This window comes from Pedobacter sp. UYP30, from assembly GCF_040547165.1.
Taxonomy (GTDB): domain Bacteria; phylum Bacteroidota; class Bacteroidia; order Sphingobacteriales; family Sphingobacteriaceae; genus Pedobacter.
Window position 1 is genome coordinate 1 of sequence record NZ_JBEPPD010000006.1, and the last position, 26,869, is coordinate 26,869.

Here is a 26,869-nt window from a genome sequence, read left to right on the forward strand (position 1 = left end):
GAAGGATCTGGAAAACAACGGATATATCGACCTGTATTTTGGAGATCAAAGCCATTTCGGGCTCACGCCAAACGTGCCTTATGCATGGCAGACAAAAGAAAGCCCCATATTATTGCCTGCCTCTAAAGGCAGGTATCTGAATGTGGTCGGAATGATGACCCGTAAGAACAAGTTTTATTTTGAGGTACTTGAGACGACCTTCGATGCTGACAGGGCCATCTGTTTTATGGATCGTTTTGTAGAACAGACCGTTAAAAGAACAGTTGTGGTCCTTGATAACTCCCCGATACATAGATCAAAGAAATTCATGGCCAAAATCGAACAATGGAGGGAGAAAGATGTACTGATCTATTTTTTGCCTACGTACTCTCCCGAACTAAACCTCATAGAAATACTATGGAGAAGGATAAAATATCAATGGCTGGATTTCGATGCCTATAAGTCATTCCACGACCTAAAGGAAAGCTTGAACCGTATACTCAATAGTTTTGGAACAAAATACGACATTAAATTTTAGACACTACTTAAATAAAGGACTAAACAAAATAAAAATAAATAAATGAAAATATTTTTATCCGCCATTACATCAACGTTCTGCTTTTTTATAGGACTGATGGCTATTGCTTGGGCAACTTCAATGGTATTTCAACTGCTCCCAAATTGGGCAGCAATCGTCTTATTTATTGTTTTTACATTAAGTAGTATTGTTGGGGTAACAAAGTTATGTCTGTTTAACATTCCTTTTTTATGGTTTAAAACTAGAGTATGGCTCCCATCTTTAGTTTCTGGAGCATCTGTGATATTATTTTCGATATTTAATCTTTGGAATTACAACGAATTAAATACTTTTTACTTCCCAAACTGGGCATTTATCGTTCTATATTCTGCAATAGCAATTAGCACAATATCTTCATTATTGAATACGCCTAAAGCCATTTTGTTAATGAGAAAAGTAGACTACGAAACAATCAGAAATAAAATATTAAGAAACGAAAATCCGTAATAAACAGCCCATGGATAAAGAAAAGTGTCTATACATCAATATTTTAGCACATCATTCATTATTTTGGTAATCAGCAAACAATTTTTGTTTTTCGGGATAAAATAGAGAAGGTCATATTCGTTTCTCCGTAAAAAAATGGCAAGACTTAATCAATCATTCGGGATTGATATTCTTGACTCAAACGCAAATGACACAGAAGTTGAAAATTATTATCCGGAAAACCATATCCCTTCAAACGAAGAATGACAATCAACTTAAAATCATCCAAACTTACAAAATTTACAAGTTTTGATGATCTAGATCATATCTTTACCTCTCCGACTGGCGATATTGAATATTATCAAGTAGCGGGGCAAATGACAAGTGAAAGTACGGTAGAAACTGAATTTGGTGCATTAGAAAAAACCAAGGACAACTATCCGAAATATTTACTCACAACAGATTCGTTTACCCGAAACCGAAGCGGGGTAAAACACCTGAACGTTTTTAATTGGTTACTAGATGCAAATGAAAAATAATGATACAGACTTGAACCCACCGAAGATGTGAAAAATGTTTACAACAAAATAATCACACTTCCACGCTAAAAAATAAGTGCAGAATGAACAAACCTTTACATCAATTTTTTACAGAAGACCACCAGCGCATTGATCAGTTGTTGGATAAGGCTACCGCGAACCCAGATCAAATCGAACTGGACTACTATCACCGATTTAGAACCCAGTTATTGCGTCATATTAAAATGGAAGAGAAAATCCTTTTTTCGGCAGCAAGAAAAGCGGATTTAGCGGTAGCGCAAAACCTAATACCGCGGTACCGACTGGAACATGGCGCAATAACGGCGCTAATGGTTTCGCCACCTACGCCATTATTGTTAGGAGTAATTAGACACCTTTTAGAAATACACGATACCGCAGAGGAAGAACCGGGAGGATTATATGATGTTTGCGAGGCACTAACCCAGGGCCAGACAGAAGAACTTTTGGCGCAATTAAGAGCTACAGAAGAAGTCCCGGTGCACCCACAAAATCCAGCACCGATTGCAATAGAATCTGCCATAAGAGCCTTGTCCAGAGCTGGTTATGATTTTTATGAGATTATTAATAGTATTAATTTACAAAATAGCTGATGTCCTTAGTTCAATATCAATTTCTTAAAAAAACCACCCCTCCTTGCAGGTGCAATAAAAAACATGATGGGAAATTCCCCTCTTTCAGAGGGATGATCGCACACCAGGGTGTTCGATCAAGAAACAAATAAAACCATTGTAGAGTCAATGCTATTAATGGTTGGCAACCTAACGGAAAAATGATTTTGGCCGCTGATAAACAAAAATTCGAGAAAGAATAAACCAATGAATTGATTAATTATCTTTGTTTTTAAAGACACCTTTGCACACCGTCTTCATCAAGGCTGAATTAATCCCCATGAAACACCAATTTTTTAATACATTAGTTTTAGTTTTTCTAATGGGATTTTCTGCAAAAGCCCAACAAACTCCCACCAATCTACTTTCGCTGCAAGACAGTTTAAATAAAATATCTGGCCGGGTTTTATCCGCGCAAAGCGATGAGCAAAAATTTGCCCAAAACGGGCTATTTGTAAAAACCTTGGTAGATGCGCTAAAAGCCCCAAACTCATATACATTTGGATTCGATTCTTTAAGAACAGTTTCCATTGTAAAATCTTCAGACAGGGTTTTTAAGCTATTAACCTGGTATGTACAGCTAATAGACGGCACTTATCGATTTTTTGGGGCTATACAAATGAACACATCCAATGGCGCTTTAAAGTTAATTCCGCTGATAGACCAAACTGAAAACTTAATAGACCCAAACATCATCACCAACAATAAAAATTGGTTTGGTGCAAAATATTACGAAATAATTCCTGTCACCTCATCTGCAAGATTGCCTTACTATATTTTATTGGGATGGAAGGGAAATAATGAAAGATCTACCAAGCGGGTTATAGAAATAGTTAGCTTCGATAAAGGCGAAGTAGCTTTTGGCGCACCGGTTTTTGATGGCAAAGATTTACAAGGCAAAAACCGCTTGGTCTTCGAATACAACAAGCAAAATGCAATGACTTTAAAATCTGATTTGAAAGCAGGGATGATTGTATTTGATCATTTATCGCCATTTAATACAGATATGGAAGGAAAATTCGAATATTATGGTTCGGATGGCCACATAAATGGGCTGAAAATTATTGGCGGACGCTTAAAATTACAGGAAAACGTAAACTTGGTAAACGATGCCAACGGCAACGACGAATTTTACATCGACCCAAAAAAGAAAAAAGTAGAAAATTAGCTTTATAAGGGGCTAAAAACTATCTTTTTTACCTCCCAACGCAATTATTTTTTATGCAAAAGCAAGCCTTGAAAAACTTCCACCTTTTGGTCGAACAATCTGAAAACTTAATCGACATCTTTTAAAACAGTCTGGTAATTTTTATGCTACTTTTAGAACGATAAGGTTTGCTGAGCCGTAAAAATTTGTGAGTTTAAGTTAAGCTAACTATATTGCAATTGCTAGAATAGACAAAACACAAAAACTAATTTCGAAACCGAACTTTATAACCAACTAAAATTTTATGCAGGCAACACTTAATAGCCAAGACGACTTTTTTAAAGACAAAGTGTTAGGGCATCCAGCAGGGCTATTTGTACTTTTTTTTACCGAAATGTGGGAACGATTTTCTTACTATGGCATGCGTGCCTTATTGGTAATATTTTTAACATCTGCACTTATTGGCCAAAATCCTGGTTGGGGATGGCCACGCGAATACGCACTCGCAATTTATGGCTCTTACACCTCTTTGGCATACCTTACTCCTATTTTGGGAGGTTATATTGCCGATAAATTAATTGGCTATAGATGGGCGGTGATTATTGGCGCTTTTATTATGACGCTCGGTCACCTTTCTATGGCCTTTGAAGCGAATCACGCTTTTTTATACATCGGGCTATGTTTATTGGTAATTGGTAACGGCTTTTTTAAACCAAACATGACCTCCATCTTATCGCACATGTACAAAAAACATGAAAAAAAGAAAGATGGCGCGTACACCATTTTTTATATGGGCGTAAACGCAGGGGCATTTTTAGGAATGCTGCTTTGCGGTTATTTGGGAGAAAATAAAGATTGGGGATGGAGCTACGGTTTTGGCCTTGCTGGCATTTTTATGTTTGTGGGCATGCTGCAATTCTATTTTACAAAAAATATTTTCGGTTCTATTGGTTTAAAACCTACCAAAGAAAATCATGAAGACGAGGAAGAATCACAAGAAGTAGCGGGCATACAAATGGTAGAAGCAGGAAAAGAAACGCAACAATCTGCAAAGAAAAACCCTTTTTCTACCTTCGATTTAATCATTATTGCCATTATAGCTATTGTTGGTTTAGTTTGGGTAGTAAACGATCCTGTCTCCAAAATTACTGGCACTGGCATATTCAACTTTACCGTAGGCAGTTTAACGGGAAGCAATTTCGCCATTTTGGTAGCGTTGGCGCTTTTCATTTTTATCCTTATAAAACGGATTACCCAATATGGCTTTCTACTTCGCGATCGGATGACGGTGGTTGTTATTTTAGCTATTATACAAATTTTCTTTTGGGCTTCGTTTGAACAAGCTGGCGGTTCTATGTCTATTTTTGCGAAAGATTATACCGCCAGAATATTGCAGGGCGATGCAAAAATTATCTTCAATGTGGCCAATACCCTAATAACTGTTGTGCCATTAATATTAATTACTTATGTGTTGCTCAGCTTATTTAGAAGAACATTTAAAAATTATGCAATCGGCAATATCATTTTAGGATTAGGGTTTTTGCTTATTTGGGTATTGGTAATTTATATGTTAAAAAACCAATATACCGAAGTAAAGGCAGAGGTGCCTGCAACATGGTTTGGCGTGTTAAACTCTTTGTTTATCATTACATTTGCCCCATTAGTCTCCAAGCTTTGGGAGAGTAAATACAATCCAAGCGCAACCATGAAAAATGCTTTCGGAATGATTTTGCTCGGTATCGGCTTTGCCGCCTTGGCTTACGGCTCTAGTTCAATCCCATCGGGCGCTAAAGTAGCTTCCGTAAGTATGATGTGGCTGGTTCTCGCTTATTTTTTCCATACCATGGGCGAATTGTTTATCTCTCCGGTAGGCTTGTCTTACGTTTCTAAATTGGTACCAGGCCGCATGATTGGGATTATGTTCGGGATTTGGTATTTGGCCATCGCCATTGGAAACAAGATTGCCGGTAGCATGGGTGGGCAGATTGACAAAATTACCGCCGAGTACTCCATGTCTACTTTCTTTTTAATTTTCACCCTGATCCCTATTGGCATAGGTCTACTGATCATGTTGCTAAACCCATTGGTAAAAAGATTGATGCATGGCGTTCATTAATCTATTGAACTAAAAATCGCCAACTATGGATTTAACAGAATCTACCGCCATCTTTGGAAAATCAGAAATATCAGATGTTTGAGATTGCACTGCGGGCAATCTCAAACATCTGCTTAACTAAATGCAATCCGGATAAAACGGCTTATATGTTTTATCTTCGCAGATTCGGAAATCAGCTTCCTTTAAACTTCGAGTTGGAAAAAGGTAACGTCTCGAGGAACATGTTACGGAGAAACAAAAAAGACCCGAAAGAATACAATCGAATTTTCCGTGAAACTTTTTGTTGGTGCTGAAATAACATTAAATACTAATTAATTAGTAAAAATTTGGAACTCAAGGTGATTTTTGAAAACGTTACTAAACGTTTTAGTTCAGAAGAATTGTTTTTTGGTTTAACAGCTATTACTGCTGTTCTTATTGATTATAATTCCATTGTTCCAGCAATTTGTACACTTCTACTGCTTGCTTTTTATTATCTTTTCTTTGGTTAGTTTTTATTTCGGGATGAAAGAAAGATGAATTTTTTATTCTCAGTAATCTCGGGCATTACCTATTCGATTTGCTTGGTATGTATTGTTATCATTATAATTGGCGATTTTTATAGTATGTTTTTTTACACCATGCAATTTGTTATATTGAGTATTTATCCCTTGTATCTAAAAAATATTAAAAACTTAGACATGTATAAGACAAATCACTACATTCGAATAGCAATTATATTGTTCTTAAATATTTTTATATCCATCTTTAAATGAGGCTTCGCTGTTCAACATCTTCCGCAGGGCGATGTCGAACGTCTGATAAAACTAGATTTGCAATCCCGATAGGCTATTTTTTTACCTTTCTTTGCAGATTCAAAAATCCGCCTTATTTATATTTAGAGATGCGCAAAGAAAACCTTTCGAAGAGCTACATTGAAACTACCCCTTACTCCACTCCCTGAAAAAAATGAGGGGAGTTTGAACACCCAATCTTTGTTCTTTGCTCCTTTATCTCTGCTCCAAACTCCTCCCAAAAACCAACATAAAAGCTGTGCCCACTCCTATTTCGCTTTTTACCTGGATGCTACCTTTGTGCAGGAGCATAATCTGTTTGCTTAGGCTTAAACCAATACCGCTCCCAGTTTTTCGTGTGCTAAAAAATGGGATAAAAATCTGCTCCAATATTTCTGATGGAATACCCGCGCCATTGTCACTTACCTTAACCACGGTTTTATTCCCTTCGTGATAGGCAGAAAAAGCAATTTTAGGGCTTGCGACTTCTTTAACAGCTTCTACTGCGTTTACTAAAAGATTAATCAGCACCTGCTCAATTAAATGGCTATCGGCATCAATCACGATTTGCGGATCTTTTAAAATAATATCCAGTTCGATGGCTTTTTGCTGAAAAGTTGGCTCCATCAATTCCTGTAAGTTCTCGAAAAGATCTAGCACCCGAATTCTTTTTGTATTCGGCTCGGTTATCTTGTTCAGATTTCTGTAAGTTTCGGCGAATTTGAGCAGACCATTGCTTCTTCGCTCAATGGTTTCAATCCCAACTTCTAAGTCTTCCAATTTTCCATCAATGCCCCGCTTATTAATCGAAGCTTCTTGAATGGTATGCTTTAAAGTAGAGGCTAGTGACGAAATCGGCGCGATGGAGTTCATGATCTCATGCGTCATCACACTCAGCAGCTTTTGCCAGGCATTCGCTTCTGTTTCCTCCAACGCTTCATTTACATTCTGAAACGCGATTAATTTAAAAACCTCCCCATCTGTTTGAAAAGCAGTTGCTGCAATAACCACTTTAACGGTCGAAGATTCTTTATTTATGCTAATAATTTGATGTTCGCCAGTTTTTATGGCGATGCATGCATCAAAAATAGCTGGTGCTCTTTTCTGCAAGGAAGAAATGGTTTTGAGGTAAGGAACGCCCAATAGATTTTTTAAGGTTTCATTCAACCAAACCACTTCGCCAGTACTTATCTTATATGATAAAATTCCTGTATCTACCAATTCTAATATTTTCTGCAGATACACAAATTGTGTTTCTCGTTCTCTACTTATTACTTTAAACGTACTGTTTATCTCATTAAAACCTTTTCTAAGCGGTTGCAGTTCAGACGGTGCTTGTTTCACGTTAAAATACCTAGAAAAATCTCTGTAATGTACACTTTCTACAAATTGCTCTACCTCTCGCTGTGCGTTCAAATGAAATTTAAAAATATCTATCAATTGAAATATAAGCACAGGAAAAACCAAGATTATGTAAATGTATCGGCCTGTTACCAATAAAAAAGAAAGTACGCAAAGCGTAAGCAATTGTAAAATTACCCGTATTAATATGCGCCATTGGTAGTTCATTAGGTAAGAGGTGTTAGGTTATGGGTTAAAGGTTACGGGTTAAAGGTTAAAGGTTAGGGGTTAAAAGTTAGGAGTTAAAGGTTGCGTGGCTTGTGCGATACTGGTAACTCACAACTCGTAACTGATAACTGATTTCTGACTTCCGACTACATTTTCGTACGAGTTTCTACAAATCATATTTACTGAGCCTTCTATACAGGGCGGTTCGGGTTAGGCCCAGTTCTTTTGCGGCTTGGGTAATGTTTCCTTGATGTTTTTCTATGGCGTTGATGATGGTAATTTTCTCGACATTACTTAGCTTCATCATGCCAGAAGCAGCAATTTCTTCTTTCTTTTCAATAGGCGAGAAAATCAAATCATCGGCCGCCAACCTACTATCGTCTGCCATAATTACGGCCCTTTCTATAATATATTGCAGCTCGCGCACATTGCCCGGAAAACCATGTGCCATTAACTTGTCTTCTGCACTTTTGCCAAAACTTAGTTTAGATTTTAAATATTTTTTTCCATAAACGGCTGCATAATAATTGCTTAACAACATAATATCTTGCTTACGATTTCGCAACGGAGGCACCATAAGTTCTACAGTATTTATCCTATAAATCAAATCTTTACGAAACTTAGACTCGTCAGCCAACTCTTGCAAAGGCATGTTTGTTGCACAAATAAGCCGAATATCTATCGGAACCTGTTCATTGCTCCCCAATTTCATTACTTGCCTGTTTTGCAAAACCGAAAGAAGCTTAGCCTGCTGTTGGAGTGAAATGTTCCCAATTTCGTCTAAAAAGATCGTTCCCCCGTTTGCGGCCTCGAAACGCCCCACGCGATCTGCCCGAGCGTCTGTAAATGCCCCCTTTTTATGTCCGAACAACTCGCTCTCAAATAACGATTCTGTTAGCGCACCGGCATCTACTTTTACAAAAGGCTTGTCTTTTCTAAGCGATTTATGATGAATGGCTTGTGCTATTAAATCCTTTCCGGTACCATTTTCGCCCAAAATTAACACATTGGCATCTGTTGGCGCAATTTTTTCAATCTTCAAAAAAACATCTTTCATGGCGTCGCTGTCTCCCAGCAACTGTTGTCCACCTTGATTTTTTACTTGCCCAGTATTTTTATTTTCGGCCGACATTTTCTTACCAGAAAGTGCTTCGCTTATCACTTCTAGCAACTTCTGGTTATTCCATGGTTTAATCATAAAATCAGCAGCTTCTTCTTTCAATGATCGCACCGCAAGGTCTATATCGCCATAAGCGGTAATCATCACTACCGCAGTGGTTGGTTTGGTCGACTTAATTTTTTTCAGCCAAAAAAGGCCTTCGTTCCCTGTGTTAATGCTGCTGTTAAAATTCATATCTAACAGTACCAAATCAAAATGAGTTCTGCTAAGCAACTGCAACATATTTTCTGGATTCTTCTCCGTAACAACTTCCTTTACCTCAGTTTTTAACAATAACCTAACTGCCGTTAAAACATCGGTATCATCGTCTACTACTAGAATTTTGGCGTTTTTTAAGGTCATGTGATGGGGTAATAGGTTTTAGGCGTTAGGTGAAAGGCATGTAAAATGCTGTACAAGTTTAAGTAGTTGCTGAATTTATCACATAGTTTTTGTCAAACTAAAAACCAGATTGATTCGCATCACAAACACACATTGCATTTTGCCCGGTAAAATTTAAGTTTTACCGGGAATTGTAGGGAATTATTTCGGTATTTGCTTTTCTCCTTTTGATAGGATTTTGTCTAAATAGGCTCGTTCTTCCTCATACGTCATATTCATGATCTCAAGACTCAACTTATCTCTTATTTCACGCATAGTCTTTATGGCATCAAATTTCATTTCAACTTTTTTAATCGTCGTTTCCATATCTAGTTATTTCTTTCGGGGTTCTTATTTCAATCATCCTATATCCGTTTTGATAGTTGATTCCATTGTAGCCTCTTATTCTGTCGAGATTTACAATGTGCTTAAAGTTCCAACTTACCAAAACATCTGCATTTGATAGGGTCGCTATTGCTATGTGCTGACAATCGGCTCTGCTCGTTTTACCAACAACTTTAGCTTCAATGTATTTGTCGGCAAGTGCTGAGGCTTCTGGCGACAGTCTGGCAAATTCTTTAAATTCTTCTGGAATATCTGCAAGAAGTTCTCTTGTAAATTCAGGAGCTCTAAAAAGCTCTGCTTGAAGAATGTCAGAAACTATTATTATCAATTCCCCGTTTTTTGCGCGTTCAAAAAATGGAACTGTTTCTTGTGAAAATTCCTTATCAAAATAGCCGCCGACAACAGAAGTGTCAATGTAAACCCTTTGTTTCATTTCTTCTCTAAGTTCGGATTAATTTACGAATAAAATTTAAAGATTTTAAAGTCCTTAAATTTAATAGAAGCTTTTTGCTGTCGTGTAATGAGTTCTCAAATCGTTTAATAGAGAATAGACACTAGATAGGGGTAATAAGCTAGGTCTCAAATCCCACGTCTCACATCTCAAATCTATTAAATTCTGTATCATTACCGAACGCAAGTTGTATCATAACCGAACACCTCGGCGAAAGCCTACTCAGTTAAAAAACTATTAAACAATTAGTTACACCAATGGCACAATATTGACATATCCCTACAAGATTTTACAAGCAAACAGAAAACTCCTAAAAAACGAGGATTGTGCCTCAGATTTAGATTATATGGATAGACAGTTAGAAAAGAAAAAATGGAGTCGCAAAAGAATTTTAACTATTGGCGGAATTACTGCGCTGGTATTATTGGTGTCTGGAAGCATCTACTTTACCTCGGGCAAATCGAAACTTAACGTAGATACAGAGCGCCTTACCATAAGCGAGATCAAAAAAGGAAGTTTTCAAGAATTTATTCCCGTTAACGGGATTGTAATGCCTCAAACCACCATTTACTTAGACGCCATGGAAGGCGGTAGAGTTGAACAAAAATTTGTAGAAGACGGTGCTATGATGACAAAGGGACAGCCAATTTTAAGACTCTCAAATACCGATCTCGAGCTTCAATTGGCAAACCAAGAAACGCAGGTTTTTAATGTGCTTACACAAATGCAAATTAGCAAAAACAATTCCGAACAAAACTCCATCAGCCGTCAAAATCAAAATGCCGACGTTGATGTGGCGCTTAAAGAAGCAACAAGGGTATATAACATGAACAAAAAATTATATGCCCAAAAAGTAATTAGCACCCAAGAATTTAACAGCAGCAAAAACCAATACGATTACCAGGTAAAGCGTAAGCAACTTACCAAAGATGTTATGAAAACGGATGCCACATCGATGGCGCTACAGGCAACACAGATGGGCGAGTCTTATAGTCAGATGAAAAAAACCTTGGCCTTAATGCGTAAAAAAGTGGGCGATTTAGTGGTGAGGGCGCCTGTAGACGGTCAGCTTACTTCTTTAGATGCAGAGATTGGCGAGAGCAAAAATAAAGGTCAGCGGTTGGGGCAATTAGACGTAATTAGCGGCTTTAAAGTTCGCGTAGATGTTGATGAACACTACATCAGCAGAATTTTTAATGGCCTTAAGGGCGATGCAGACGTTGCTGGAAAAAATTATCCGTTAGTGATAAAAAAGGTTTATACCCAGGTTACAAATGGTCGCTTTCAGGTAGATATGGAGTTTGTAGGGAAAACACCAGCAAACATTCGCCGCGGACAAACATTGCAAATTCATCTTACTTTAAGCGATGAAACACAAGCCATTTTGTTGCCAAAAGGTGGATTTTATCAGCAAACCGGCGGTAATTGGATATTTAAAGTTGGCGAAAACGGTTCTGTAGCCTACAAGGTAGACATTCAGTTAGGTCGACAAAACCCTGATTATTATGAAGTATTACAAGGTTTAAAGCCCGGAGATAAAGTAATTACGAATAGTTATGAAAATTATGGAGAGATGCAGGAGTTGGTGTTGAAAAAGTAGTCGTTGGGAGATAGGCGTTAGGGTATAGGTGTTAGGGAATAGGTGATAGATGTTGGGTGTTAGGTTTTGGGCATGGCTTTTATGAAAGCGGAAATCATCTTTCGGATTTCTATCGTAAGAAAGGAAAGTTCTTTGTAGAGAAGTTCATCTACATAGCCTAAATCTTTTGATAAAACCAATTGATATTCCAACTCGGAAGCCGAACCTGACGCTATGATTAGAAACCGTCGCATCTCTGGATTGCTATCTCGGCCACAACCCTCGGCTATGTTTGTTGGTACGGAAGAGGAAGAGCGCCGCATTTGAGAAACCATTCCATAAGCTTCCTCTTTGGGAAAAAGCTTAGTGGCAGCATAAATTTTTAGCGTAAGTTGATGGCTTTTTTGCCAAATGCCTAAATCGTAAAAATTGCGCATAATGAAATATTAGAGTGAAAATAATAAATATAATGAAAACAACAAATAAAACCTGAATTAGAAATTGACTATAAATTTTAATACACCACGCACCTATACCCTAGCACCTATTACCTAATCCCTCCCCTATGATTAAAATTACCAACCTAGAAAAAAACTACCGCACCGAAGAAGTGGAAACGGTAGCCTTAAATAAACTCTCGTTTTCCGTGCGTGAAGGCGAATTTGTAGCCGTAATGGGTCCATCCGGTTGCGGAAAATCTACCCTATTAAATATCGTCGGGCTTTTGGACGATCCCGATGGTGGCAGTTTTCTTTTTAACGGCGAAGAAGTGGCCGGTTACAACGAGCGACAGCGAGCAAATTTGCGTAAACACAACATCGGCTTCGTGTTTCAGAGCTTTAACCTGATTGATGAATTGACCGTTTTCGAAAACGTAGAGTTACCATTGATCTACACCAAAGTTCCAGCAGCAGAACGTAAAAAACGTGTGGAAGAGGTGCTCGATAAGATGCAGATTATGCACCGTAGAAATCACTTTCCGCAGCAGCTAAGCGGTGGGCAGCAACAGCGTGTTGCCGTTGCAAGAGCTGTCGTAAATCATCCAAAATTAATCCTCGCCGATGAGCCAACGGGAAACTTGGACAGCAGCAACGGAAACGAAGTGATGCAAATGCTAACCGACCTAAACGAACAAGGTACCACCGTAATTATGGTAACGCACAGCGAGCACGATGCAAAATACAGCCATCGAATTATTAGAATGCTTGATGGGCAGAGTGTAACGGAGAATATTTTGGTTTAGAGTCGAGCCGTCAGTTATCAGCAATCAGAAGTCAGCTATTAGTAAATCTCTAACACCTATACCCTATTGCCTCACACCTAGCACCTAGCACGTACCAGAATGTTAAAAAACTATATAAAAATCGCTTGGCGGAACTTAATAAAGCACAAAACCTTTTCTGTCATTAACATTTCAGGATTGGCTATCGGCATGTCTGTCTGTTTTATAATTTTGTTATATGTGCAAAACGAGTTAAGCTATGATCGCTTTAACAAAAATGCAGACAGCATTGTTAGAGTTGCATTTCAGGCCGAAATTAATGGGGGCAAAATTTTCGAAACTAATGTAATGCCACCTGTTGCCAGCGCCTTAAAAAACGATTACGCTGAAGTTCAGGATGCCACCAGACTTCAGATTGCAGGTATTAGAAAGGTCACGTACAAAGAAAAAAGTTTTAAAGACGATCAACTAGCTTTTGTTGATGCAAATTTCTTCAATATATTTACGCTCCCCTTTATTGCTGGAGACGGGAAAACCGCGCTGCTAGAACCAAACACCGTTGTCGTTACAAAAGCGCTTGCACAAAAGTATTTTGGCAATGAAAACCCTATAGGCAAAACACTTACGCTACCGAATGACAATGCGCAATTTAAAGTAACAGGCATCATAGACAAAGTTCCCGTTAATGCTCATTTTCACTTCGATATGTTTGCATCCATGGGTAGCTTGCCAAGCGCCAAATCTGACTCTTGGATGGCCTCTAATTTTTTTACGTATTTACTGTTAAAACCTGGTTATGATTATAAAAAATTAGAGTCAAAGCTACCAAGCATGGTAAGAAAATATATGGGGCCACAGATCCAGCAGAGTATGGGCATTAGTTTGGAGCAATTTATAACTAAAGGTAATAAAATGGGCTTTGTTTTACAGCCCCTAACTTCTATCCATTTACATTCTCATGCTAATTACGAACTAGATGTACCTGGAAATGCCATGTACGTGTATGTGTTTGGCGTTATTGCTGTTTTTATTTTATTAATCGCCTGCATAAATTTCATTAATCTTTCTACAGCAAGCGCAACAAAAAGAGCAAAAGAAGTTGGCGTAAGAAAGGTAATTGGCTCTGGAAGAACTCAACTCATCAAACAATTTTTAGTGGAATCGGCATTGCTTGTCTTTATCGCACTAATCATCTCATTTATTCTAATTCAGCTTACATTACCCGTATTTAATAGCATTTCTGATAAGAATTTAAATTTCGGTTTCAACATAAAAATAATTGCAAGTTTTATTGGCTTGGGGATATTGGTTAGCGTCGCTGCTGGCATTTATCCAGCATTTTTCTTAGCGTCGTTTAAGCCAATTACGGTATTAAAAGGTCAACTTAAATCTTCAAATAAAGCATTTGGAGTGCGAAGTGGTTTGGTGGTATTTCAGTTTTTTATCTCCGTGGGATTAATCATTGGTACTGTTGTGGTTCAGCAACAAATGCAATACATCCAAAATAAAAATTTAGGGTACGATAAAGAACAAATACTTTCTATTCCCAACTCTTACGCCTTGAGGGAAAATGAGCAGGTATTTAAAACGGATATGCTGCGCGATCCACGTATTATAAGTGCAACGGTATCCTCATACAAACCCGCCGGACCAAGCAGCGGAAGTAATGCGCTTTCCTTTTTAGAAGGACATGAAAATCAAATTATGAAAACCCAAGAGTATCATGTGGATGAAGAATACATCCCAACTTTTGGAATGAAGATGGCGTCTGGTAGAAATTTCTCTACAGCATTTACAACAGACTCAACCGCAATGATAATAAATGAAACCGCAGCAAAAGCGTATGGATGGAACAACCTAACTGCAGTGGGCAAAACAATCATTCGGCAAAATAGCGATAGAGGAGATAACGTTCCCTATCACGTAATTGGAGTGGTAAAAGATTTTAATTTCCAGTCGTTGCACGAACCCATCACATCTCTTCTAATGACACTTCACCCTGACCAAGGGTTGATATTTAAAGTTAAAACAGCAGACATTCAAGGCTTACTTTCAACCATGAAAAAGCAGTGGAGCGAGTTTAATACAGACGAACCGTTTACCTACACTTTTATGGATGACCTTTATAATAAAACCTACGCTGCAGAACAAAAAACAGGGGCTGTTCTTAACATATTCGCTGTATTCACTATTCTAGTTGCCTGCCTTGGGTTATTTGGGTTGATAACTTACACCGCAGAACAGCGCACCAAAGAAATTGGGATTCGCAAAGTGTTAGGTGCTAGTGCAACTCAGGTTGTTCAAATGCTTTCAAAAGATTTCGTAAAACTCGTGCTTGTTGCTTGTGTTTTTGCCTTCCCTAGTTCATATTGGATCATGGGCAAATGGCTGCAAAGTTTTGCATTTAGAATTAACATCAGCTGGTGGATGTTTGTTGGTGCTGGGTTATCGGCTTTGCTTATTGCGCTCATAACCGTGAGTTTTCAGGCCTTTAAAGCAGCGTTGGCGAATCCAGTTAAAAGTTTAAGAACGGAATGAAGGTTAGAGGTTAGAGGTTAGAGGTTAGAGGTTAGCTGGTAAGTCGGCTAGATGTTAGTTGGTTAAACACTAAAGTCTTAGCTCAGCTTTAAATAGAAATTAAATAAAGATAAAATGAAAAAGAAGTCGGAAGTCAGCAGTCAGTTTTCAGCAATCGTAAATCCAACTCCCCTCCTTGTTTTAAGGAGTGGCTGGGGGTGGTTGAGCAAGCACCATATCTTTAATCTTTGTTCCTTGTTCCCTTATCCTAACACCTATACCCTATCACCTAACCCCTAAAAAATGTTAAAAAACTACATCAAAATCGCTTGGCGAAACCTGTTAAGAGGCAAAGTTTTCAATCTCATCAACATTGTTGGCTTAAGTGTCGCCACGGCTTGTTCGGTGCTTCTTCTTTTAACGGTAAGTTTCGAATTCTCTTTCGATGATTTTAACCCGAACCTAAAAAACATCTATCGGGTTTATTTTACCCGGAATTTAGCGAATGGAACCACAAAAGATACGCCAATGCCAGAGCCGCTTACACCTGCACTTAGGGCAGAGTATCCGTCGATTAAACGCATTTCTAGGATTGGCAATGGCGGCGGTTTAATACAATATAAAGAGAAGAAAATTGAACGTTCCATAAAGTTTGTGGATCAGGACTTTCCGAAGATATTTGCCTTAAAACCTTTGCAGGGCAACTTACAAACGATGCTGCACGACCAGCACGATGTTGTGCTGAATCTACCTACGGCAAAAGCTATTTTTGGTGATGAAAATCCAATCGGCAAAACCATCCAAATGGATTTTAAAGGCCAAGGCTTCGAAAATTTTACGGTAAGTGCCGTTACCGAAGAAATGCCCGATAATTCTAGTTTGCAGCTTGACGTATTCATCCGTTTTGAAAATTATCGAGGCTATGAGTCGAATCTTGATAAATGGGACCGCGGGAATCATTCTGTCTATATACAGTTGAATGAAGGTACAAATACGCTAGCTTTGGAGAAAAACTTCATCCCGTTTGCCAATAATCATTTCAAAAAAGAAATTGAAGATTTAAAGCGTGACGGCGCGCGCGCGGATAAAAGCGGACAAGTTTTTACTATAAATTTACTTCCTTTGCAGGCCATACACTTCGACACAGAAATTGGCGGATTGGACTTTCCAGCAGTTAGTAAATCCTATATCCTCATCTTGCTGGCAATTAGTGTTTTCATCTTGTTGATTGCAAGCATCAATTTTATAAATCTAAATATTGCTAAGGCCTTTAGCCGCGCTCGAGAAATTGGCGTGCGCAAAACCCTTGGTGCAGGCAACGTTCAGTTAATAATGCAGTTTTGTTTAGAAACGGCATTAATTTGTTTAATTGCCCTGCTGTTTGGATTGATTTTTTCTTCCTTCCTATTGCCGATTTTTAAGCAAACTTTTAGTAGTCACATCGAACTGAAAACTTTGTTACAACCAAGCAAATTTTTTATTGCAGCTGCTATCTTTATCGGCATCACATTTATTTCTGGGTTTTACCCAGCTTGGCTAATGTTGCGCTACAAAACAGTACAGGTTTTAAAAGGAAAGGTAAACGCCACAAAACCGGGCGAGGTAAGGAATATTTTATTGGTAATTCAGTTTTCACTATCAACCCTACTGATTGTCTGCACACTGATTACTTGGCAACAAATGCGGTATTTGCAAAACACACCCTTGGGTTTTAATCGCACAGAAGTAATAAGTATACCGATACCTGCAGAAGCGATGGTGGCTGGAGCTAACGAAAAAAACGGTATGGTTGCCGGTCATCGAGCCTTGCAATTGTTGCGAGATAAGTTGGGCAGCCAATCGGGTATTGTGGGTATTACGGGCGCACACAACAATTTTGGCTTAGGCAACGATGGAAGTACTTCATCTCACTTTATGACTTTTGATTATAAGGGGCACAGCATCGGCACAAACGTGGAACAGGTGGATTACGACTTTTTAAAAACACTAGATATCAAGTTGCTTCAAGGCCGCGATTTTGGACGATCTTTTTCAACCGATACCAATGCAATAATCATCAACGAGCAAATGGCCAAACAGTTGGGTAACGGGAATGTGCTGGGCGAGTTTTTGCCATTCGATGAAAATGAGACGCCAATGCAGGTAGTAGGAATTATAAAAAACTACAATTATAGATCGCTAAAAGAAAATATTGAACCACTAAGTTTGGTACTGGGTACACACAAACCGATTGAATATATTTTTGTGAGAGTAAAATCTAACAACCTGAGTCGAAGTTTTGAGCAGGTAAAAACCGCATGGAAACAGCTCTACCCAAATGCAGAGTTTATGGGTTCTTGGATAAGCGAAAATACCGAGCGTCAATATGTTAGTGAGCAACGTTTATCCAATATGTTTATTGGCGGAGCTATCATTGCAATTTTAATTTCTTGCATTGGTTTACTGGCCATCGCGATAATCGTGATGGTGCAACGCACCAAAGAAATCGGCGTGCGTAAAGTATTGGGTGCCAGTATTTTTGGAATTGTTTTTTTGGTTTCCAAAGATTTCATCAAACTCGTGTTACTTGCCAGCGTATTGGCTTTTCCAGTTGCTTGGTGGATAATGCATAATTGGCTGCAGGGTTTTGCTTACCGAATTGAAATAAATTGGTGGATCTTTGCACTTTCTATGCTCATTGCCATTACCATCGCTCTGGCAACGGTTAGTTTTCAGGCAATTAAAGCAGCGTTCGCAAATCCGGTTAAGAGCTTGAGGACGGAATGAAGGTTAGAGGTTAGAGGTTAGAGTTTAGAGTTTAGCTGGTAAGTCGTTCAGTCGGCTAGATGTTTAGTTAGTTAGACACTAAAGTCTTAAATCAGATTAAAATAGAAATTAAATAAAGAAGAAAATGGAAAAGAAGACGGAAGTCAGCGGTCAGTTTGCAGCAATCGTAAATCCAAGTCCCCTCCTTATTTCAAGGAGGGGCCAGGGGTGGTTAAGAAAGTACAATCTTTACTCCTTGTTCTTTACTCCTAGTACCTATACCCTATTACCTCGTACCTAATCCCTAATCCCTAATCGCTAAAAAAAATGTTAAAAAACTACTTCAAAACCGCATGGCGAAACATTGTAAGAACATTTGGCTACAGTGCTTTGAATATCTTGGGACTGGCTACAGGCATGGCCGTTGCATTATTAATTGGGCTTTGGGTACACTATCAATATAGTTATGATAAATTCCTTCCTAACCATGAATCTGTTTATCGCGTACAGCGCAATTTTAACAGCAATGGCGATACCCTTACTTTTCAAACAACATCCTTAAAGCTTGCCAATGTTCTAAGAAATCAAATTCCAGAAATAGAATATGTAGCCCAATCTGACTGGATGGCTGAACACTGTTTAATGGTGGGAGAAAAGAAATTTTACAAAAGTGGCGTAATAGCTGGAACCGATTTTTTCAAAATATTTCAACATCCATTTATCAAAGGAAACCCAAACTCCGCTTTTAAAGACGCCTATTCCATTGTGCTTACACAAGCTATGGCAAAGGCACTTTTTGGAGATGAAGAACCGATAAACAAAATGGTTCGTTTTGATAACACGAACAATTTAAAAGTAACCGGAGTAATAAAAGATATTCCCGAGAACTCGACTCTCAATTTTAATTTTGTGGTCCCTGCTACTTATGGCGAACAGGTTAATCCGCAAGCAAAAATAAACGGAGAGCAAACCTTTGGTATCAACAATCTCCAGATTTTCGTAAAACTAAAACCTGGGATTTCCAATGCCCAACTGGCTTCTAAAATCAGAGATATCGAGCATACCGAGACAGATAATATTAACGCAATGAGTTCTTATGTTACACTACAACCTATGGAGCGCTGGCATTTATATTCCAATTATATAAATGGAAAAGACACCGCTGGCTTTTTAACCTACGTAAATATGTTCTCGATTATCGGGATATTTGTTTTGATAATTGCCTGTATCAATTTCATCAACCTTACCACAGCTAGATCAGAAAAACGAGCGAAAGAAGTTGGTGTTAGAAAAGCGATTGGTTCTCAGCGCGTAGATTTAATCATTCAATTCCTCGCCGAAGCATTACTGCTTACCTTAATTGCCTTTGGCTTTTCACTAATTCTTGTTCAACTGGCATTGCCATGGTTCAATACCCTTACAGAAACACACTTAACCATTCCCTATTCAAGCGGTATCTTTTGGTTATCGATGCTTGGCTGTGTTTTAGTTACAGCGCTGCTTGCTGGAAGCAAACCTGCCTTTTATCTTTCTTCTTTCAATGCGGTAAAAGTTTTAAAAGGAGTTAGGCAAACTGGAAAGTCGTCTTCGCTTTCTAGGCAGATTCTAGTAGTTATCCAATTTAGTTGCTCCATTGCATTAATTATAAGCACTGTAATCATTTATCAGCAAATAAATTATGCAAAAGATAGGCCACTAGGTTATAATTTAAATCGGTTACTGTCAACAAATATGAATGAAGGTCTTTCTAAAAACTATTCCGCACTTAAAAACGAGTTGTTAGAAAAGGGGATTATTACATCGGCAACCACAGCATCTACACCAGCAACAGATGTAAATGGGCATACAGATATTGATTATTGGCCTGGAAAAAAAGCTGGAGAAACGGTAGAGATGGGAGGAGTTTATGTGTCTGAAGATTATTTTAAAACCATTGGAATGATTATGAAGGAAGGCAGAGATTTTTCTGGTAGTTATGATTCTACAAGTGTAGTCTTTAACGAGGCTGCAATTAGCAGGTTGCGGATAAAAAACCCAATAAATCAGAAAATAAAATTTCGAGGTAGAGACTTTACCATTACTGGCGTGGTAAAAGATGCTTTAATGATTTCTCCATTTAAATCTCCCGATCCCACTATGTTTTATTCCAGTTCTGAACCACAAGAAGTTATGCTATATAAGCTTGCGTTAAGTATTAAGACACAAGATGCCATAAGCCAGCTCACTTCGATTTTTAATAAATACGACGCTGCTTTTCCATACGATTATTCATTTGCTGATGAAAATTACGCCGCAAAATTTAAACTGGAAACACTCATTGGAAAACTTTCCGGATTATTTGCTGGGCTCGCCATATTTATTTCTTGCTTGGGTCTTTTTGGATTAGCAGCCTACGTGGCAGAGCAACGCAAAAAGGAAATTGGCATTCGGAAAGTATTAGGTGCCTCGGTTTCGCAAGTTTGGTTCTTATTATCAAAAGATTTTATCGTGCTTGTTTTTTTAAGCTGCCTTCTTGCATCTCCTATTGCCTATTATTTTTTACATGGTTGGTTAATGAATTACAACTATCGCATAAAAATTGGTGTGGATGTCTTTGTATTATCGGCACTACTTGCAATTTTTATAACAGTAATAACAGTAAGTTTCCAAGCCATAAAAGCCGCCTTGGCTAATCCAGTTAAAAGTTTGAGGAGTGAGTAGAGGTTAGAGTTTAGCTGGTAAGTCGTTTAGTCGTTCGTTTAAATAGCTAAAGTCTTAACTCAGATTAAAAAAGAAACTAAATAAAGAAGAAAATGGAAAAGAAGTCGAAAATGGAAGTAAGAGGTCGGAAGTCAGTTATCAGCGGTCAGTTTGCAGCAATCGTAAATCCAAGTCCCCTCCTTATTTCAAGGAGGGGCCAGGGGTGGTTGAGCAAGCACTATATCTTTAATCTTTGTTCCTCAAACCCAACAGCTAATACCTAAAAAATTGCAAATCAGTTATGTAAGAAAAGGATTGACAATAGTAAGGCTTTCGTTGATAACCTGATTATGTTGAAGATCTTCAGAGTAAAGTTTTCTGCATCTATTTTGGATTGCAGATGAAATAATTAAACTATCCCAATAAGAAAACTGATATCGAATGGAAATATCAAAAGCTAAATTAATTGTACCCGCATCTATTAAAACTAACGAGCAAATGCTCATTAAATGTGCACCGTGCTCAAAGGAAATTTCTTTGCTAAATTTAAATTTTTTAAGGCAAATGTTAACGCTTTCTAAAACTACCTGGGTACTTATAATGGGTCTGGTTTCAAGCAAGGCCAATGCTACCTTATTTTTTAAACTGCCATGGTCGAAAGCATATAAAGCAACGTTAGAATCGAGAAAAATACTATCGCTCATTGGCTTCAGAACGATTAAATTTAAAATTGCTCATATCAATACTATTCGCTTTCCAAAAATCGAGCGCATTATTTCTATTTATTACCTCTCTAATTTTCTCCTCTACAGGAAAAGCTATTATTTCAATTTGCCTCCCCACAAATTCTTCTGGAAATTGTATAGTCTGTTTTGTGGCACTAGGTATGATGATTTCGTGATACATAATTCAAATATAGTCAATGTTTTACTTATTAAAAACCAGTTCTAAGATGGAAAAGAAATTGGAGGTCAGAAATCGGATGAGTACGAGACATTAACCATTGACACTTAATCATTAATAATTAATCCTCAACAGTTAAACACGATGTTAAAAAACTACATAAAAATTGCCTGGCGAAATTTGTGGAAACAGAAGTCTCTTACACTCATTAATGTAATCGGCCTTTCTGTTGCTTTTGGCATAGCACTTTTGCTGTGCATGACCGCACTTTTTGACCTTTCTTTAGATAAATTCCACGGTAACAGCGCTAATATTTATCAATTATACACCACAAAACAAACAAAAAAAGCGGGGCCTGAGGCATCTAATAGCTTTCCAGTTCCTTTTGCGCCGGCGCTTAAAACAGAACTACCAGCTGTAAAAAACATTACTCGATTTTTTCAATCGGGCATCTTGGCTTTGTACAAAAACAAAGAGTTAAACCTAGATATGGTAAGTGTAGACCCAGACTTTTTTTCCATCTTTTCATTTCCTGTTACTGAGGGAAATCATAACATGTTGCTTAAAGGAAAAAATGATGTTATACTAAGTGCCAAAGCAGCAAAAAAACTTTTCGGAAAAGAGAATGCAATCGGCAAGACTGTAAAGTTGAACCTAAATAAACAAGAGCAACCTTTTATAGTTACGGCGGTATTAGATGCTTTCAACCCAGAAAGCAGCATCAATTTTGACATCGCTATAAGGTTTGACAATAAGCCAGACTATGCCGAAAATCTGGACAAATGGAACAATAAAAACCATGCAGTTTATGTACAGTTAAATCCCGAAACGACGGTCGAAAAATTTGAGCGAAGTTCTAGGGCTTTTCTTAACCTACACTATCTGCAAGATATAAAAGATGGAAAGGACATGGGCATAAAGCCTGATGAAAATGGCCAGCTTCAGCAACTACATTTAATCAGTTTTGCAGATGCACACTTTGCTAAATATGAAAACGGCAAAGCAGTTATCATTAAATTTTATCCGTATTTAATTCTAGGGGTCGCATTTCTTATTCTGTTTATTGCGTGCATTAATTTCATTAATATGAGCATAGGCACTAGTGTAAATCGGTTAAAAGAGATAGGAATGAGAAAAACACTAGGCGCAAATAGAACACAGCTTTTCTTTCAATTTTGGGGAGAAAGCTTAATGGTTTTTACCATCGCAATGGCAATAGGTTTTTTACTTAGCAACACCCTTTTAAACCAATTTAAAACACTGTTTAATACCCAAGCTTCTTTCGCCGCAATCTTGTCTCTCAAAGTGGACATCTTCTTTTTAGTAGGCTTTTTAACAATTACACTTATTGCCGGTGGCTATCCTGCTTTAGTATTAAGCCGGTTAGGAACTTTGCAAACTTTAAAAGGTAAGGTGGCCATTAGTGGAAGAAACAATTTGAGGAGTGTGCTAATCGTGATTCAATTTTGTTTCGCCATTTTATTGATCAGCGGAACGATGATTCTCTGGAGCCAGCTAAACTTTATGAGGAACAAAAATCTTGGTTTCAATAAAACCGAAGTTTTTTCATTCCCGCTAAACGGCAGAGAAAATAATCGCCTAGATGTTCAGCGGTTGAGAAATGAGTTGCGAGGAAATGCAAGTATAGAAAGCATTAGCGCAGCCGATAATAATTTGGGCAGAGGAAAAGATGGCAGCATGAGTACTAGCGTATTAGGTGTTGATTATAAAGGATTTAATCTTAAAACAAATATGTTAATTGTAGATTACGATTACCTACAAACACTCGATGTAAAGCTTATAAAAGGGAGAACATTTAGCCGGAATTTTGGCAGCGACAGCCTAAGCGTTGTGGTAAACGAAACCATGGCCAAACAATTGGAGGAGAAAAATCCCTTAGATGCAAGTTTTATGATGGACGACTCTGTAAAATATTCGGTTATCGGCGTTATAAAAGACTACAATTTTCAAGGTTTGGATAACCAAATTGCACCCATCACCCTGTTTATGAAAAGCGATTGGGATTTGGAATATGTTTATATAAAAGCCAAACCTCAACAATTGGCAAATGCTTTTGAGGCTGTGCAAAATACATGGAAAAAGATTGAGCCCGGCGCAGAATTTCAAGGTTCTTTTTTAGATGAAAATATAGATAGAACATTTAAAAGAGAACGGGTAATGACCACCATTATAAGCAGCGGTGCAGTAATTGCCATTGTGCTTAGTTGCATTGGGCTATTTGCTTTATCCTTATTAATTGTACGGCAGCGAACCAAAGAAATTGGCGTTAGAAAAGTAGTTGGAGCAAGCGTAGCGTCTATTGTATTTTTGTTGAGCAAAGATTTTATAAAGCTGGTGCTAATTTCCCTACTTATCGCCACCCCTGTAGCATGGTGGATGATGAACAATTGGTTAAACGATTACGCCTATCACATTCACTTAAACGCATGGTTTTTCGTCGCGGCTGGAATAGTTACGATTGCGATTGCGCTCGCTACAGTAAGTTTCCAAGCCATAAAAGCTGCGCTGGCAAATCCAGTTAAGAGTTTGAGAAGTGAGTAGAGGTTAGGGTTTAGACGGTTAGACGTTAAGTCGGGCAGTTGTTTAGTCGGTTAGTCGTTCATTCGTTGAGATAGATAAAGCCTTAACTAAGAAATTAATAAAGAATAAAATGGAAAAGAGGTCGGAAATCAGTTATCAGAAGTCAGAGAAGAGTAATGCACAAACACACTAAATCCGAAAAAAAATGCTAAAAAACTACATAAAAATCGCATGGCGAAACTTAGTGAAAAATAAGTTTTATTCGTCCATTAACATCGCAGGATTAACCTTGGGTTTAACTGTTGGAATTATAATTTTCTTATGGATACAAGATGAACATAGCTACGACAGCTTCAATAAGAATGCCCCGAACATTATTAAGATAGAGAATATGGTTGCCACTGGTGCAAATAGGCAGTTGTGGACTCATACAGCTGCACCTATCGGCGTTATGGCGAAACAACAAATACCAGGCATCAAAGATGTTGTGCGTATAACGGGAAATCAATTCTATGCGCTATATAAGTACAACGACAAGTCTTTTAGTGATGAGAGAAATTTCTTTACCGATGCCTCATTTTTTTCAGTATTTGATTTTCCTATCATTAAAGGAAATGCATCAAAGCCTTTTTTTGACAGTCATTCTGTTATAATTACAGAAACTACTGCACACAAATTTTTCGGCAATGATGATGCAATTGGCAAAATTATTATTGCAGATAATAGCACAAATTTTAAAGTTACCGGTATTGTTAAAGACTTTCCGAAGAATTCTAGCATACAAGGCGACATGATTTTCCCCATGAGCTTACTCGCCGAGAAAAGATATGAAGGCAATACAGATGGTCAAAATCTTTCGAATGATTTTAAGCAGTTTGATTTCGACACCTATTTGCAACTACAGCCGGGTTTTTCGTTTAAAGGGTTTGCAAAAAAATTACGCGACATCCATTTAAGCGTTAAGCCCGACGATACCGATGTCGGCTATGTTTGGCTTCCGCTCAGCAAAGTTCATCTTTACCGCAGCGATGGAAGTGAAGGTGGAGCAAGTACGGTAAATATGTTTATGATTATTTCCATTCTCATCTTAATTATTGCGTGCATTAATTATGTAAACCTCTCAACAGCGCGCTCAATGATGCGAGCAAAAGAAGTAAGCCTACGAAAGATTATTGGAGCAGAAAGATGGCAATTATTTTTACAATTTATAATTGAGACAACGCTGCTCTTCGTTCTTGCAGTAATTATTTCGTTGGTATTGGTTTATCTTTTATTGCCTTTGTTCAACCAGATTTCAGGTAAAGATATCGTCATCAATTTTGAAAATGTTCAAGTTTGGTTTATGCTCGTTTCATGCATCGTAGGCACATTAATTATTTCTAGCATTTATCCTGCCATTTTACTTTCGTCTTTCGAACCAATAAAAGCATTAAAAGGAAAGATATCTGCAAACGTAAATACGGCATTATTTAGAAAAGCTTTAGTAATTATTCAATTTACCTGTTCAATTGTTTTGATAACAGGTGCAATTGTTATTGGCAATCAACTCAAATACATTCAATCTAAACAATTGGGTTATGATAAACAGAATGTATTAACAATGCCAATGAGAAATATGGCGCCACATCTCCAAGCAATTCGCACCGATTTATTAAAGCAGCCAGGTGTTACAAATATTAGTTGGGCGAGTGGTGACATCATTAACCTTGGGCAACAAACCGGAGACAATGCTTGGGACGGCAAACAAAATGGAGAAACGGTGATGTTGAACACCATAAATGTTGATGAAAACTTTATTCCTTTTTTCAAAATGAAACTGTCGGACGGCGAAAATTTTAAAGGTGGTATATCAGATTCGACTCATTTTATTTTAAACGAAACAGCAGTTGCAGCAATGCGATTAAAGAACCCTATTGGAAAGCGCATAAGGCTTTGGCAAACAACAGGAACAATTACAGGCGTGGTAAAAGATTTCACTTTTGAATCGATGCGCAGTAAAATAAAGCCAGTTATTTTTTATAATCATCAAAAAAAATATGGACAGATTTACATTAAAACAGTAGGAAAAGATTTGCCTAAAGTAATTGCAGCAGCAAAAGGAAATTGGAATAACTATAATGCAGATTTTTCCTTTCAGTATAACTTTTTGGATGATAAATTCGACAGCTTGTATAAAAGCGAACAACGCACTGGATTACTGTTCAACATATTTGCCGGCATTACCATCTTTATTTCTTGTTTAGGGTTATTTGGCCTATCAACATATACTGCACAAGTACGAACAAAAGAAATTGGTGTTAGAAAAGCATTGGGAATAAGTGTAGAAGGGGTTGTAAAGCTCCTAGCGAAAGACTTCGTAAAACTTATTCTGCTGGCCATCTTAATTGCTACACCAGTTGCTTGGTATATTATGAATGCTTGGCTGGAAAACTTCGCATACAAAGTAACATTAACATGGAGTGTATTTGCAATAGCTGGTTCCTTTGCAATACTTATCTCGTTAATTACCATAAGTTTCCAGGCGATTAAAGCGGCGTTGGCAAATCCAGTTAAGAGTTTGAGAAGTGAGTAGAGATTAGAATTTAGAACAAT

20 protein-coding genes are annotated in these 26,869 nt (G+C 37.8%); 13 read left to right on the forward strand and 7 right to left on the reverse strand.

Features of this window, described 5'->3' with window-relative positions:
• From ABIB40_RS08585 to ABIB40_RS08610, 6 genes are all read left to right on the forward strand, one after another.
• Window positions 1–517 (forward strand): IS630 family transposase (locus ABIB40_RS08585; RefSeq protein ID WP_354358024.1); only part of this gene is annotated, 517 nt, incomplete at its 5' end.
• Between the two features lie 42 nt (window positions 518–559).
• Window positions 560–1,003, forward strand: coding sequence for a hypothetical protein (locus ABIB40_RS08590; RefSeq protein ID WP_354358026.1), 444 nt, complete (start codon window positions 560–562; stop codon window positions 1,001–1,003).
• A 242-nt stretch (window positions 1,004–1,245) separates the two neighbouring features.
• Window positions 1,246–1,521, forward strand: coding sequence for a hypothetical protein (locus ABIB40_RS08595; RefSeq protein ID WP_354358028.1), 276 nt, complete (start codon window positions 1,246–1,248; stop codon window positions 1,519–1,521).
• An 83-nt stretch (window positions 1,522–1,604) separates the two neighbouring features.
• A complete protein-coding gene (locus tag ABIB40_RS08600; protein WP_354358030.1) occupies window positions 1,605–2,132 on the forward strand; it encodes a hemerythrin domain-containing protein in 528 nt (175 codons plus the stop codon).
• A 298-nt stretch (window positions 2,133–2,430) separates the two neighbouring features.
• Window positions 2,431–3,318, forward strand: coding sequence for a hypothetical protein (locus ABIB40_RS08605; protein WP_354358032.1), 888 nt, complete (start codon window positions 2,431–2,433; stop codon window positions 3,316–3,318).
• A gap of 283 nt (window positions 3,319–3,601) precedes the next feature.
• Complete coding sequence (locus ABIB40_RS08610; protein WP_354358034.1) at window positions 3,602–5,413, forward strand: peptide MFS transporter; 1,812 nt, start codon at window positions 3,602–3,604, stop codon at window positions 5,411–5,413.
• 989 nt (window positions 5,414–6,402) lie between these two features.
• Here the strand turns inward: ABIB40_RS08610 and ABIB40_RS08615 are convergent.
• The 4 genes from ABIB40_RS08615 to ABIB40_RS08630 all read right to left on the reverse strand — a co-directional run bounded on the left by ABIB40_RS08615 (window position 6,403) and on the right by ABIB40_RS08630 (window position 10,073).
• Window positions 6,403–7,755 carry a sensor histidine kinase gene (locus tag ABIB40_RS08615; protein ID WP_354358036.1) on the reverse strand — a complete coding sequence of 451 codons (1,353 nt, stop codon included), beginning with the start codon at window positions 7,753–7,755 and terminating at the stop codon, window positions 6,403–6,405.
• Window positions 7,756–7,921: 166 nt separating this feature from the next.
• Window positions 7,922–9,277, reverse strand: a complete 1,356-nt coding sequence (locus ABIB40_RS08620) for a sigma-54-dependent transcriptional regulator (RefSeq protein ID WP_354358038.1) — start codon at window positions 9,275–9,277, stop codon at window positions 7,922–7,924.
• Window positions 9,278–9,457: 180 nt separating this feature from the next.
• The gene (locus ABIB40_RS08625) at window positions 9,458–9,622 is read right to left on the reverse strand and encodes a hypothetical protein (protein ID WP_354358040.1); all 165 of its coding nucleotides are present in this window, start codon (window positions 9,620–9,622) and stop codon (window positions 9,458–9,460) included.
• Entirely contained in the window at window positions 9,606–10,073 is a 468-nt protein-coding gene (locus ABIB40_RS08630; protein ID WP_354358042.1) for a PIN domain-containing protein, read from the reverse strand. Before ABIB40_RS08630 ends, ABIB40_RS08625 begins: the two co-directional genes overlap by 17 nt.
• Window positions 10,074–10,437: 364 nt before the next feature.
• On the opposite strand from ABIB40_RS08630, the gene ABIB40_RS08635 reads away from it, so the two are divergent.
• Window positions 10,438–11,691 (forward strand): efflux RND transporter periplasmic adaptor subunit, encoded by a 1,254-nt coding sequence (locus ABIB40_RS08635; RefSeq protein ID WP_354358044.1) that lies wholly within the window; start codon window positions 10,438–10,440, stop codon window positions 11,689–11,691.
• A gap of 59 nt (window positions 11,692–11,750) precedes the next feature.
• Here ABIB40_RS08635 and ABIB40_RS08640 read toward each other — a convergent pair whose 3' ends face one another.
• On the reverse strand, window positions 11,751–12,107 hold the full coding sequence (locus ABIB40_RS08640) for a four helix bundle protein (RefSeq protein ID WP_354358046.1): 357 nt from the start codon (window positions 12,105–12,107) through the stop codon (window positions 11,751–11,753).
• Window positions 12,108–12,235: 128 nt separating this feature from the next.
• Here ABIB40_RS08640 and ABIB40_RS08645 point away from each other — a divergent pair, with 128 nt between their 5' ends.
• The 4 genes from ABIB40_RS08645 to ABIB40_RS08660 all read left to right on the forward strand — a co-directional run bounded on the left by ABIB40_RS08645 (window position 12,236) and on the right by ABIB40_RS08660 (window position 20,854).
• Window positions 12,236–12,913 carry an ABC transporter ATP-binding protein gene (locus tag ABIB40_RS08645; protein WP_354358048.1) on the forward strand — a complete coding sequence of 226 codons (678 nt, stop codon included), beginning with the start codon at window positions 12,236–12,238 and terminating at the stop codon, window positions 12,911–12,913.
• A gap of 99 nt (window positions 12,914–13,012) precedes the next feature.
• On the forward strand, window positions 13,013–15,430 hold the full coding sequence (locus tag ABIB40_RS08650; protein WP_354358050.1) for an ABC transporter permease: 2,418 nt from the start codon (window positions 13,013–13,015) through the stop codon (window positions 15,428–15,430).
• Between the two features lie 282 nt (window positions 15,431–15,712).
• Window positions 15,713–18,175: an ABC transporter permease gene (locus ABIB40_RS08655; protein ID WP_354358052.1), complete on the forward strand. Its 2,463-nt coding sequence runs from the start codon at window positions 15,713–15,715 to the stop codon at window positions 18,173–18,175.
• Window positions 18,176–18,481: 306 nt separating this feature from the next.
• Window positions 18,482–20,854, forward strand: coding sequence for an ABC transporter permease (locus ABIB40_RS08660; RefSeq protein ID WP_354358054.1), 2,373 nt, complete (start codon window positions 18,482–18,484; stop codon window positions 20,852–20,854).
• Window positions 20,855–21,132: 278 nt separating this feature from the next.
• Here ABIB40_RS08660 and ABIB40_RS08665 read toward each other — a convergent pair whose 3' ends face one another.
• Both ABIB40_RS08665 and ABIB40_RS08670 read right to left on the reverse strand, forming a co-directional pair.
• Window positions 21,133–21,537, reverse strand: a complete 405-nt coding sequence (locus ABIB40_RS08665) for a PIN domain-containing protein (RefSeq protein WP_354358056.1) — start codon at window positions 21,535–21,537, stop codon at window positions 21,133–21,135.
• Window positions 21,527–21,739, reverse strand: coding sequence for a hypothetical protein (locus tag ABIB40_RS08670; protein WP_354358058.1), 213 nt, complete (start codon window positions 21,737–21,739; stop codon window positions 21,527–21,529). Before ABIB40_RS08670 ends, ABIB40_RS08665 begins: the two co-directional genes overlap by 11 nt.
• Before the next feature lie 141 nt (window positions 21,740–21,880).
• On the opposite strand from ABIB40_RS08670, the gene ABIB40_RS08675 reads away from it, so the two are divergent.
• Both ABIB40_RS08675 and ABIB40_RS08680 read left to right on the forward strand, forming a co-directional pair.
• Window positions 21,881–24,298: an ABC transporter permease gene (locus ABIB40_RS08675; RefSeq protein ID WP_354358060.1), complete on the forward strand. Its 2,418-nt coding sequence runs from the start codon at window positions 21,881–21,883 to the stop codon at window positions 24,296–24,298.
• A gap of 184 nt (window positions 24,299–24,482) precedes the next feature.
• A complete protein-coding gene (locus tag ABIB40_RS08680; RefSeq protein WP_354358062.1) occupies window positions 24,483–26,849 on the forward strand; it encodes an ABC transporter permease in 2,367 nt (788 codons plus the stop codon).
• Window positions 26,850–26,869 lie beyond the last annotated feature (20 nt).